This window comes from Streptomyces sp. NPDC017936 (assembly GCF_044328485.1).
GTDB lineage: Bacteria > Actinomycetota > Actinomycetes > Streptomycetales > Streptomycetaceae > Streptomyces.
The window spans coordinates 312260-324984 of sequence record NZ_JBIRHK010000001.1 but is presented as its reverse complement, the minus strand read 5'-3'; the positions used below and the strand labels follow the sequence as shown (position 1 = coordinate 324984).

General features: G+C 74.3%; 6 protein-coding genes. 5 read left to right on the top strand and 1 reads right to left on the bottom strand.

From position 1 onward, the window contains the following. Window positions 1–126: 126 nt before the first annotated feature. Entirely contained in the window at window positions 127–1731 is a 1605-nt protein-coding gene (locus ACH4F6_RS01265) for a B12-binding domain-containing radical SAM protein (protein ID WP_397957728.1), read from the bottom strand. A 290-nt stretch (window positions 1732–2021) separates the two neighbouring features. Here ACH4F6_RS01265 and ACH4F6_RS01260 point away from each other — a divergent pair, with 290 nt between their 5' ends. The 5 genes from ACH4F6_RS01260 to ACH4F6_RS01240 all read left to right on the top strand — a co-directional run bounded on the left by ACH4F6_RS01260 (window position 2022) and on the right by ACH4F6_RS01240 (window position 12594). After that, window positions 2022–3860, top strand: a complete 1839-nt coding sequence (locus ACH4F6_RS01260) for an ABC transporter ATP-binding protein (RefSeq protein ID WP_397957727.1) — start codon at window positions 2022–2024, stop codon at window positions 3858–3860. Then, the gene (locus ACH4F6_RS01255; protein ID WP_397957726.1) at window positions 3857–5566 is read left to right on the top strand and encodes an ABC transporter ATP-binding protein; all 1710 of its coding nucleotides are present in this window, start codon (window positions 3857–3859) and stop codon (window positions 5564–5566) included. The genes ACH4F6_RS01260 and ACH4F6_RS01255 overlap by 4 nt, the downstream gene beginning before the upstream one ends. Window positions 5567–5617: 51 nt before the next feature. After that, complete coding sequence (locus ACH4F6_RS01250) at window positions 5618–10138, top strand: amino acid adenylation domain-containing protein (protein ID WP_397957725.1); 4521 nt, start codon at window positions 5618–5620, stop codon at window positions 10136–10138. Next, window positions 10135–10932: a thioesterase II family protein gene (locus tag ACH4F6_RS01245; RefSeq protein WP_397957724.1), complete on the top strand. Its 798-nt coding sequence runs from the start codon at window positions 10135–10137 to the stop codon at window positions 10930–10932. The genes ACH4F6_RS01250 and ACH4F6_RS01245 overlap by 4 nt, the downstream gene beginning before the upstream one ends. A gap of 63 nt (window positions 10933–10995) precedes the next feature. Continuing rightward, a complete protein-coding gene (locus ACH4F6_RS01240; RefSeq protein ID WP_397957723.1) occupies window positions 10996–12594 on the top strand; it encodes a (2,3-dihydroxybenzoyl)adenylate synthase in 1599 nt (532 codons plus the stop codon). Window positions 12595–12725 lie beyond the last annotated feature (131 nt).

Below are 12725 nucleotides of genomic sequence, written 5' to 3'. Positions count from 1 at the left end.
GGGGGCGGGGGGGCCGCCGGGCCGGCGGGCTGGTGGGCGGCGGGGGGGCCCCCCCCCCGGCCCCGGGCGGGCGGGGGGGGGGCCGCCGGGCCCGCCGCGCGCCGTGCCGTTTCCGGGGCGTCGGCGTCAGATCGGGTCGCAGACCAGACGCCGTCCCGGCGGGGCGAGTTCCACGCCGAAGTCCTTCAGCCGGTGGAGGTTGTCACGGATGACGGCGGCCCCCTCGTCCAGGTCGGTGTAGTCGACGGGCGCCATGGCCATCAGCTCCAGGCACTTCTCCACGGCGAGGTTGGTGGCGTGGTCGTGACGGGGCATCAGCCAGTGCTGGTAGTCGTGCTGCCAGAGGCTGAGCACGGTCTTGTCGTTGGTGAGCCGTACCTTGTCGAGGGTCTCCTTCTGCAGCCGGGCCGCCTGCGTGCTGTCCATGCCGATGTGGGACCAGGGCGAGGCGGGATTGGTGGGGTCGTCCGCCACGATCTGCAGCTCCTCCCGGTCCTGCCAGAGCGGCATGGTCTCGTCGGTGATGGAGAACTTCGAGAGCGAGTAGTGCCCGGAGTACTCGTGCAGGAGGTAGTCCTGGGTGTCCTGGAACATCTCCGGGTCCTCGCCCGGGTACCCGACGATGAAGAGTCCGTAGTACGACAGCCCGCTCCGGCTGAGCAGTTCGATGGCCCGGCGGTTCTGCTTGACCGAGACCCGTTTGCTCATCCGCTTCAGCGTGCCGTCGTTCATCGACTCGAAACCGATGTGCAGCTGGAAGCAGTGCGAGGCCTTGAGCCCGGCCACCACCTCCTCCGAATTGAGCGTGTTGGCGCGGCTGAACCCCTCCCACCTCGGCACGCCCGAATCCGGGAGGATCTCCAGGAGACGGCGCAGCCGGGTCGGCGGAATGGTGAAAGTCGAATCCATCGCCGAAATGACGTCCGTGCCATTGCGCTCGGCATAGGAGATCCAGTCGTCGCGTATCTTCTCGGCGGATTTGTATCGCCATTTGGGTGAAGCCGCGGGGAACGAACAGAATTTGCAGTCGAACGGACAGCCCCGCATGGACTCGTAGGGGACGATCGCCTGATCGCCGAGGACCTGCGGTGAGGGGAAGTCGTCGATGTCGACGTACTCGACCGGATTGATGCGGATGCTGTCCCCGTCGCGCCACACGAGATTCGGTACGGCGCTCAGATCGCCGTGCCCCGCCAGCGCGTCCAGGGTCTTGGGCAGCGCGATCTCGCCGTCGCCGCGGACCACCGCGAGGATCTCGGGGAAGTCGCGCATGGCCGGCATGAACTTGAGGTTGGTGAACTGCCCGCCGGCCACGATCGGGGTGCCGGGGAGGTTCTCCCGGACCCACCGCACGGCCGAGCCCAGGATCGGGCCGTTCCAGATGTACGTGGTCGACAGGAGCACCACGTCGACGTCGCCCTCCGGCGCCTTCGCGCGCCCCTCCCAGACCGCTCCCAGGTCCAGGCGCTCGAACTGGTGGCCGCTGTTCTCCAGGATCGACAGCAGGGTGACCGTCGTCAGATGGGGTGTGGTGGCCGAACGCGGCCGGAGCAGGGCGTACTCACGGCCGTGCTGGGTGAAGGCGAGCCGTCCCAGATCGAGGTCCGCGCTCCCGGCCCTCCGGAGCATCTCCCGGGCCGCGTCGGAGGTGTTCGCCGTGAAGAGCGACCCTTCCAGATAGGGCGAGTTGAGGTTTGCGGGCCCGAGCCCGCTCAGCAGTAGAAAGCGCACGCGTCCCAGCTCTCCTGTGGTGAGGGTGATGGCCGCCCCGGACAGGGGTTCACACGATCGTTTCAGGCCACTCCTGGGCATCGTCTGGACGGAATCCCCGCGCCGCGATTGCCCTGCCGAAGGGGACGCCGAGAGCCTCGGAAGCGGCCCGGCGGCGGTTTCCGGGGCGGTTGCGGGGCGGGTTCTTATACTTGTAAAGTTATTGCTGTCTTCCTGGATCTTGCCGTCCGCCCGGGGCAGCGCTGCCCGTTTCCGGGCCGGACGGTCGTGCCCGAAAGGTGGGGAATCCCATGGCCACGGCAGAAGGTCTGCACAGCCGTGCCGAGGGCGGGGAGGTGGTCGACGGCGGCGGTCCGGAGAACGACCCGGGAGGCGGTCCTGCCGCGACCTCCCGGCAGGTGCTCCTGCGCTTGCTCCGTCCCTACCGCACCAGCCTCGTCGCCGTCTTCGCCCTCCAGATCGTCAGCTCCCTCGCCGGCCTCGCGCCGCTGATCGCGGTGGTCGAACTCGGCCGGGTGCTGCTCGAGCCCGGACCGGTGGACCACGACGCCGCCTGGCTCGCCGTCTGGATCGGCGTCGCCGGCCTGCTCCTGCGCGTCGTGCTCGCCGCGGCGTCCGGGGGCATCGCGCACCTCGTCGACGGCCGGCTCCAGCTGTCGCTGCGGCGGCTGCTCGCCCAGCGCCTCGGCAAGGTGCCCCTCGGCTGGTACTCCCACCGCAGCTCGGGCGAGATCAACGGCGTGGTGCAGGGCGACGTCGACCAGCTGCACCACCTGATCGCCCACGCCCCCGTCGAGGCCACCTCCGCCGTCGTCGTCCCGCTCGCCTCGTTCGTGTACCTCGCCTGGGTGGACTGGCGGCTGACGCTCGTCGCGCTCGTGCCGGTCCTCCTGGGACTGCTGCTGCAGCGCCTGCTGCAGAGCGAGGACCGGCAGCGCGAGGGCCGCAGGATGGGCGAGGCCATGGGGCGCATCGGCGCCGCCTCCGTGGAGTTCGTCGAGGGGATCTCGGTCGTCAAGACCTTCGGCGGCGGCGGGCAGGCCCACCGGCGCTACCGCAAGGCCGCGGACGACTTCGCCGACTTCTTCCTCACCTACGTGGCGGGCGCCGCGGGCCTCGCCTCGCTGGCGGCCCTGGTGCTCTCCCCGCCGTTCGTCCTGCTGCTCGTCCTCGCCGGCGGCACGGCACTGATCGCGGCCGACGCCATGCCCCCCGCCGACCTGCTGCCGTTCCCGCTGCTCGCCGTCGCGCTGACCGCGCCCATCGCCGCGCTCGGCCACGGCCTGGACAACGTGCACGCCGCCGAACGGTCCGCCGAGCGGATCCGGGCCCTGCTGAACGTGCCGCCGCTGTCCGAGCCGGACACGCCGGCCGAACCGCACGGCGACCGCGTGGAGTTCCGCGGCGTCGGCTTCGCCTACGACTCCGGCCGCCCGGTGCTCCACGGGATCGACCTGGTCCTCGAACCGGGCACCACCACCGCACTCGTCGGTCCCTCGGGCGCCGGGAAGTCCACGCTCGCCCAGCTGGTCCCGCGGTTCTCCGACCCGACCAGCGGCTCCGTGCTCCTCGGCGGCGTCGACCTCCGCGACATCCCGAGCGAGCGGCTGTACCGCCACGTCTCGTTCGTCCTGCAGGACGTCCGGCTGCTGCGCGCCGGCATCGCCGAGAACATCGCCCTCGCCGTCCCGGAGGCCGACCGCGCCGCCGTCGAGCGGGTGGCCCGCGCGGCCGGCATCCACGAGCGCATCCAGGCGATGCCCCGCGGATACGACTCCGTGATCGGCGAGGACGTGGGACTCTCCGGCGGTGAGGCGCAGCGCCTGTCCATCGCCCGGGCCCTGCTGATCGACGCGCCCGTGCTGGTCCTCGACGAGGCGATGTCCTTCGCCGACGCCAGGACCGAGGCCGAGATCCGCGCCGCCCTCGACACCCTCGTCCGGGGCCGGACGCAACTGGTGATCGCCCACCGGCTGGAGACCGTCGCCCGGGCCGACCGGATCGTGGTCATGGAGGAGGGGCGGATCGTGGAGAGCGGTACCTATCGCGAACTGCTGGACCTGAACGGGAAGTTCGCCGCCATGTGGCATGCCCGGCGGGCCGGCCGGAAGAGGGAGATCCACCGATGATCAGGCTGCTGCTGAGGGTCCTGGGCGAGCGGCACTCGGGCCCCCTGCGCCGCACCGTGGCGCTCATGTCCGTCTGCGCGGTCGTGGAGGGCCTGTCCTACGCGCTGCTCATCCCGCTGCTGCGGGCCCTGCTCGACGACGACGCCCGGGGCGCCTGGCCGTGGCTGGCCGCCTTCGCCGCGGCCGTCCTCGTCACCTCCGTGCTCGGCTACTTCAGCGACAAGTCCGGGTTCCGCACCGGCGGCGAGCTCTCCCGGGGCCTGCACCACCGCCTCGGCGACCACCTCGCCAGGCTGCCGCTGGGCTGGTTCACGCCCGGCCGGATCGGGGACGTCTCCGGGCTCACCAGCCGCAGCGTGATGGAGGTCATGTCGGTCCCGGCCCACCGGCTGCGGCCCCTGATCAACGCCACCCTGATCCCGCTGTCCGTGGTCGTGGTGCTCTTCTTCTTCGACTGGCGCCTCGCCCTCGCCGGTCTCGTCGCCGTCCCGCTGATCACCGGAGTGCAGCGCTGGACGTCGAGGGCGACCGCCCGCCAGGACGCCGAGCGGGCCCGCAGCAGCGACGAGGCCGCCGGCCGTGTCGTCGAGTTCGTCCGCGCCCAGCCGGTGCTGCGCGCCGGCGGCCGGACGGGCGAGCGCTTCGGCCTCCTGGACGACGCACTGCACCGGCAGTGGCGCAGCAGCCGGCGCGCGGCCCTCAGCGGCGTGCCCGGCATGCTCGGCCTGACCTTCTCCGTCCAGGCCGTCTTCACCGCCGTCCTCGCACTGGGCGTGTACCTGACGCTGGACGGCAGCCTCGGAGCCCCCGAACTGCTGGCGATCATGGTTCTGGCGGCGCGCTGTGTCGACCCCCTGCTGTCCCTCGCCGACCTGGGCGGCATCATGCGGGTCTCCCGGGGCGAACTGGAGCGCATCGACGCGGTCCTCACCGAGCCCCCGCTGCCGCGCGCCGAACGGCCGGCGGTGCCGGCCCACGACGGCGTCCAGCTGGAGTCGGTGAGCTTCCGGCGCGGCGACCGCCGTGTCCTCGACGGGCTCAGCCTGGACGTCGGGCCGGGCCGGCGCGTCGCCGTCGTCGGGGCCTCGGGCGCCGGCAAGAGCACCCTGCTCCAGCTCGTCGCCCGGTTCCACGACGTCGACTCGGGCACGGTGCGCCTCGGCGGGGTGGACGTGCGCGACATCGACGCCGAGGAACTGATGTCCCGGCTCTCCATGGTCTTCCAGGACGTCTACCTCTTCGAGGGCACCATCGAGGACAACGTCCGGGTCGGCCGGCCCGACGCCACGCCCGAGGAGGTGCGCGCGGCGGCCGTGGCGGCGTCCCTGGACGAGGTGGTGGACCGGCTCCCCGACGGCTGGGCCACCCAGGTCGGCGAGGGCGGCGCCGCGCTGTCCGGAGGCGAGCGGCAGCGGGTCTCCATCGCCCGGGCCCTGCTGAAGGACGCCCCCGTGCTGCTGCTCGACGAGGCCACCTCGGCCCTCGACGCGGAGAGCGAGGCGGCCGTCCAGGAGGGCCTCGACCGCCTCATGGCGGGCCGGACGACCATCATGGTCGCCCACCGCCTCAGCACCGTCGAGAGCGCCGACCTGATCGTCTTCCTGGAGGACGGCCGGATCGTCGAGCAGGGCACGCACGAGGAACTCGTCACGCGCGGCGGCCGGTACGCCGAATTCCGGCGAATCGCCGCGCAGGTGGCGGCCTGAAGACACGATGGCGTTCGTCCGTCACACACCGTCCGACACACGGGGGTAGGGATGTCACGCACTACCGCAGGGCAGCCGGTGGATCTGCGCAAGGAGGTCGCCGCGCTCCTCGGGGCCGAACTGGGCCCCGAGGACGACGACGCGAACCTCTTCGAAAGGGGCTTGCAGTCCCTGCAGTTGATGTCCCTGGTCAACCGGATGAACCGGTCCGGCGCGGGCGTCGACTTCACCGAGATGGCCCAGGACCCGCGGCTGCGGGCCTGGTACGCACTGCTCGCCTCACGCGGGGCGGCGCGCGTGCCGGAGCCCCGGACGGAGGAGCCGGAGCGCGCGGCCGGCCCGGCCGCCCCCGTCGACGAGCACGCGCCGTTCCCGCTGACCGCCGTCCAGCAGGCCTACTGGATCGGCCGCGACGCCGACCGGCCCCTCGGCGGCGTCGGCTGCCACGCCTATCTGGAGATCGACACCCGCGACGTGGAGGCGGACCGCCTCGAGCGGGCCGTCCTCGCGCTCGTCCGCCGGCACCCCATGCTGCGCGCCTCGTTCGCGGACGACGGGACACAGCGGATCGGCGAGGACGTCACCTGGCCGGGCCTGACGGTCCACGACCTCACCCGGCTCCCGGCCGGGGCCGCCGAAGACGCCCTGCTGGAGCTGCGGAAACGTCTCTCCCACCGGGTGCTCGACGTCGCCGGGGGCCAGGTCCTCGACGTCCGACTCAGCCTGAGCCCCGGCGGGGCGCAGCGCATCCACGTCAACGCCGATCTGCTGGTCGCCGACGTGCACAGCATCCGCGTGCTGCTCTCCGACCTGGCGGCGCTCTACGCCGACCCGGCGAGCACCGCCGAACTGCGGTACACCTTCCCCCAGTACCTCGCCGACACCGCCGCGTCGCGGACGGCCGACCGCGAGCGGGCGCGGGAGTACTGGCAGGGGCGCCTGCCGGAACTCCCCGGCGGGCCCGCCCTCCCGCTGGCGGCGGACCCGGGGGAGACCGGCGTGCCGCGGTTCGTGCGGCGGGGCCACACCCTGACTCCCGAGGAGTGGCGGGCCCTTCGGCGGCGGGCCGCCGAACACGGCCTGACCCCGGCCGTGTTACTGATCACCGCCTTCTCCGAGATCCTCGCGCGCTGGAGCGGACAGCAGCGGTTCCTGCTCAACATCCCGCTGTTCGACCGCGACCAGGACCTCCACCCGGACATCGAGCGCCTCGTGGCGGACTTCACCAGCCTGCTGCTCCTCGAGGTCGACCTGCCCGGCGGCGCCGGCTTCGCCGACCGGGCCCGCGCGATCCAGCGGCGCCTGCACGACGACGTCGGCCACTCCGCGTACACCGGGGTCGACGTGCTGCGCGACTTCGTCCGCACCGACACCGGGACCCCGCGCACGGCGCCCGTGGTCTTCGCCTGCAACCTCGACGCCCCGCTGGTGCCCGACGACTTCGCCGCCCGCTTCGGCGAGCTGTCCTGGATGGTCTCCCAGACCCCGCAGGTCTGGCTCGACCACCAGGTGTACGGCACCCGCGAGGGCGGTCTGCTGCTGGCCTGGGACGTCGTCGAGGCGCTCTTCCCGGAGGGCGTGATCACCACGATGTTCGCGGCGTACACCGGCCTGCTGCGGCACCTGGCGACCGCCGACTGGAACCTCCCGCCGGACATACCCCTGCCCGAGTCCCAGTTCCGATGTCGCACCGAGGTGAACTCCGTCACCCGGCAGGAGAGCGGTCGTCTCCTGCACCAGGCGTTCTTCGAGCGGGCGGCAGGCCGGGCCGCGCGGCCCGCGCTGCTGTGGGGGGAGGACGGCCGGCTCGGCCACGGCGAACTGGCGGACCGGGCGCTGCGCGTGGCCGGCGCGCTCGCCGCACGGGGGATCGGACCGGGCAGCCCGGTCGTCGTCACCGCCCCCAAGGGCCCCGACCAGATCGCGGCGGTGCTCGGCATCCTCGCGGCGGGCGGCACCTACGTCCCCGTCGGCGTCGACCAGCCCGCCGAGCGCCGGGACCGCATCCACGCGCTCAGCCGCTGCGTGCTCGTCCTGGACGGCACCGGGGCGACGCCGCCGGCGGGCTCCGCGGTCCCCGTCCTGTCCCTCGCCGAGGCCCTCAGGGCGGAACCCCTGGACGCCCCGGTGGAGACGTCCGCCGACGGGACCGCGTACGTCATCTTCACCTCCGGCTCCACGGGCACGCCCAAGGGCGTCGAGGTCAGCCACCGCGCCGCGGTCAACACCGTCGAGGACATCGACGAGCGGTACGGCCTGGGGCCCGAGGACCGTGTCCTGGCCGTCTCCGCCCTGGACTTCGACCTCTCGGTGTGGGACGTCTTCGGCCCGCTCGCCGAAGGGGGCGCCCTCGTGCTGGTCGACGAGGGCGACCGGCGCGACGCCCGCCGGTGGCTCGCGCTCTGCGAGCGCCACTCGGTCACCGTGTGGAACTCCGTGCCGGCGCTGATGGACATGCTGCTCACCGCGGCCGACGGGGCGCCCCTTCCGGCGGCCCTGCGCCTGGCGCTGCTCTCGGGCGACTGGATCGGCCTCGACCTCCCCGGGCGGCTGGCGCGCGCGACGGACGGCCGGTGCCGGCTGGTCGCCCTCGGCGGCGCCACCGAGGCCGCGATCTGGTCCAACGCCCACGAGGTGACCGCCGTGCCCGCGCACTGGCGCTCCGTCCCGTACGGCAGGCCGCTGGCCAACCAGCGGTTCCGGGTCGTCGACCCGCACGGCCGGGACTGCCCGGACTGGGTGCCCGGGGAACTGTGGATCGGCGGGGCCGGCGTGGCACAGGGGTACCGAGGCGATCCCGAACTGACGAGGGAACGTTTCCCCCGTATGCCGGACGGCCGCTGGTACCGCACCGGCGACCAGGGACGGTACTGGCCGGACGGCACCCTCGAATTCCTGGGCCGCATCGACCACCAGGTCAAGATCAACGGCTTCCGGGTCGAGCTGGGCGAGATCGAGTCCGTGCTCCAGGCCCACCCCGCCGTCTCGCACGTCCTCGCCGCCGTCGTCGGTGACCGCACGCGGGAGATCGCGGCGGCCTTCCTGCCCGCCCCGGCCCCCGCCCCCGCCCCGGCCGGGCCCTGGACGCCGCCGAGCGCCGACGGCCGGGGGCGGGAAGCCCGCGAGCAGGAGGCGGAGCTGGCCGAGACGCTGCTCGCCGCGCTGCTGGACCCCCTGCTCGGCCCCGGTGAGCGGCCCGTCGAGGTGAGCGCGCTGCCCGTCGCCGAGGCCGGCCGCCGGCTGTTCGCCGGCTGGCTGGACTTCCTCCGGGAACGCCAGGTCCTGACCGGCTCGGCCGGGACCGCGGCCCGTGGCCCCCGCTGGACCACGGTCCGCGACGGGGCCCGGGCCGGCGCCCTGCGCGACAGGATCGCCGGCGGTCATCTCCAGCAGGTCGTGGACGGCTGGGCCGGGGCGATGCCCCTGCTGAGGGCGGTGCTCGCCGGCACGGCGGACACCGACGCCCTGGCGGACGACCCCGTCCTGTCCCCCGACGGGCTCGCGCTCCGGCTGCCCGGCGCCGGCGCCTGCCTGGACGCCGTGGCGCAGGACGTGGAAGCCCTGTACCACGAGGGCGCCCGGGCGCTCGACGTCGCCGAGTGGGCGGGCGCGGGCGGCCGCAACGCGGCGGCACTGCTGGAGCGGCTCAAGCCCGGCACGGTCGACTACGTGCTGCTCGACGAGCGGGAGGCGCGGATCGCCGCCGCCGGGGCCCGGCTCGCCGGTTGCGGGCACCAGGTGCGGACCGTCCGGCAGGACGCCTTCGCCGTGCCCGAGCCGAGGCTCGCCGCCTTCGACGTGCTCGTCGTGAACGACGTCCTGGGCCGGGAGCCGGATCCGGACGCCGCCGCGCGGGCGCTGGCCCTGCTGGGCAGACCCGGCAGCCGGGTGTTCCTCGTCGCGCGGGAGACCGCGTCCCCCCTGGCGGTCCCGACGGTGCCCGTCCCGTCCCCGGCCTCCGACGTGTTCCGGTGGCTGGGAGCCCTGGAACGGGCCGGGTTCACCGAGGGCGGGGTGTCCCGGCGCGAGCCCGACGGGGTGGTGCTGGTCACCGCCCGGCGCCCGGACGACGCCGGCCGGGCCGCGGACCCGTCCGCGATACGTTCCTGGCTGGCCGACCGGCTCCCGGCCCACATGATCCCCGGCTCCCTCGTCGGTCTCGCCGAACTCCCGCTGAGCGCCAACGGCAAGGTGGACCGGCGGAGGGTGGAGCAGGCCCTCGGGCACGGCACGGCCCCGGCCGAGGGCCTCGAGGACCCGCCGCGGGGTCCCGTGGAGGAAGCCGTGGCGGAGCTGTGGTCACACGTCCTCGGCACGCCCGTCACGGCGCGCGGCGCGGGCTTCTTCGCCCTCGGCGGGGACAGCGTGACGGCGACCCGTCTGGTGGCCGCGGTCCGCGGCCGGCTGGGCGTGGAGCTGCCGATGCGCGACGTCCTGCGGGCCCCGACCGTGGCGGGGATGGCCGCGCTGGTGAGCGAGCTGAGGGCCGGGCGCGGCCCGGACCCGGGCGGCGACGCTCCGGCGCACGCGGCGGGCGGCCCGGCCGAGGAGTTCGAGGAGGGTGAGCTGTGATCCCGGCGGACCACCGCGCGTCCTGCGCGCCGCGAGCCTTCTCCCGGCGCTCCCACGCCCGCTCCCGGCTCGTCTGCTTCCCCCACGCGGGCGGGGCCGCCGGCGCCTACCGGGACTGGTCCCTGGACGCTCCCTGGGACGTCGAGGTGCTCGCGGTGCAGTACCCCGGCCGCGGCGACCGCTTCGACGAGCGGGCCGCCGGCGACATGGAAGGCCTCCTGGACGACCTCGTCCCCGGACTGACCGGGGAGTTCACCCGCGACGAGCTCGCCTCCTGCGTGTTCTTCGGGCACAGCATGGGCGCGTCCGTGGCCTACGAGGCCGCGCGCAGGCTCGCCGTGACCGGCCGCCCGCCGGCGGCGCTCGTCGTCTCCGGCCAGCCCGCCCCGCAGCGGAGCAGGGGCGGCGACCTGCACCGCGCCGGCGACGCCGAGCTCCTCGCGGACCTGAGGAGGCTCGGCGGCACCGCCCGGGACGTCCTGGACAACGACGCGCTCCTGCAGGCCCTGCTGCCCGCCGTCCGCAGCGACTACCGGCTCATCGAGACCTACCGGCCGCTGCCCGGTGAGGCGCTGGGCATCCCGGTGACCGTGCTGTACGCCGACGACGACCCGGAGGTCACCGCGGCGGAGGCCGCCGCCTGGCGCGAGGTCACCACCGGACCCTGCGAGGTCGAGGTCTTCACGGGCGGCCACTTCTATCTCGAGACCCGGCGTGCCGCCGTGCTCGCGCGCGTCCTCGGGGCGGTACGGGCGGCACTGCCCGAGACCGCCGCCTGGCCGTCCACACCGTGACGCACCGCCGCACGACAGCGGCCGCACACACCATTCCCGTCAACGGACGAAGAGAGGATCCCCATGCTGGAGGGCTGCGTGCCTTGGCCTGAATCGGCGGCCCGCGCGTACAGGGAGCAGGGGTACTGGAACACGGACGTCCTCGGCACCTGGACCGCGCGCCCGCCCGAGCGGCCGTCCGGGACCGCGCTGGTGACGCCGGCCGGCAGCGTGACCCACGAGGAGCTCGACCGGGCGGCCGACCGCACGGCCGCCGGCCTGCTGCGCCTCGGCCTGGCGCCCGGCGACCGGGTCGTCGTGCAACTCCCCAACGAGGTGGACCTCGTGGTGCTGAGCCTGGCGCTCTTCCGGACCGGCGTCCTGCCGGTGTACGCCCTGCCCGCGCACCGCTCGGCCGAGATCACCCACCTCGTGGCCACGTCCGGGGCCGCGGCCTACGTCTGCCCCGAGCGCCTCCTCGACTGCGACTTCCGGCTCGTCGCCCGGGAGGTGCTCGACAGCACGGAGAGCCTGCGGCACGTGCTGGTCGCGGGAGACCCGGGCCCGTACACCGCCCTGTCGTCCGTCGACGCCGACCCCGTCGACCTGCCCGCGCCGGATCCCGAGGACGTCGCCCTGTTCCTGCTGTCCGGCGGCACCTCCGGACCGCCGAAGCTGATACCGCGGACCCACGCGGACTACGCGTACCAGCTGCGGGAGAGCGCGCGGCTGTGCGGGGTCGGACCAGACAGCGTCTATCTCGCGGCGCTGCCCGTGGAGCACAACTTCGCGCTCGGCTGCCCCGGCGTCCTGGGCACGCTCCGGGCCGGCGGGACGGCCGTGCTCGCCCCGGCGCCCACCGCGGACGTCTGCTTCCCGCTCATCGAACGGGCCGGCGTGACGATCACCTCGCTGGTGCCCCCGCTGGTGCCGCTGTGGCTCGACGCGGCCGAGTGGACGGAGCACGACCTGTCCTCCCTGCGGGTGGTCCAGGTGGGCGGCGCCCGCCTCGATCCGGAGACGGCCCGTCAGGTGCCGGACACACTCAGCTGCACCCTGCAGCAGGTGTACGGGATGGCGGAGGGACTGCTGAACTACACCCGGCTCGACGACGCCGAGGACGTGATCGTCCACACGCAGGGGCGACCGCTGTCGCCGGCCGACGAGGTGCGGGTGGTCCGGGAGGACGGGACCGAGGCCGGACCGGGGGAGACGGGCGAGCTGTTCACCCGCGGGCCGTACACCCTGCGCGGCTACTACCGCGCGGAGGAACGCAACCGCACCCGGTTCACCGAGGAGGGCTTCTACCGCACGGGCGACCTGGTGCGCCGGACCGCGGAGGGCAACTTCGAGGTCGTCGGCAGGAACAACGACGTCGTCAACCGGGGCGGGGAGAAGGTGCCGACGCTGGAGGTGGAGGAGCACCTGCTCGCCGCCTTCCCGCTCCTGGGAGTGGCCGTGCTCGCCCTGCCCGACCCCCTGATGGGGGAGCGGACCTGTGCCTGCGTCGTCCCCAAGGACAGCGCGCAGCCGCCGACCCTGCGGGACGTGCAGGCCGCGTTCAGGGGCCGGGGCGTCGCCGCCTACAAGGTGCCCGACCAGCTGGTCGTCCTGGAGCGGCTGCCGATGACCGGCGTGGGCAAGGTCGACAAGCGGGCCCTGCGCGCGCAGCTGGAGGCCTGACCGCACCGCGGGCCGTGGGGGGGGGGGGGCCCCCCGCCCCCCCCCGGGGGGGGGGCGGGGCCCCCCGGGCCCCCCCCCCCCCCCCCCCGCCCCCCCCCCCCCCACAGACGGCGCGCCTGGCCCCCCACCCC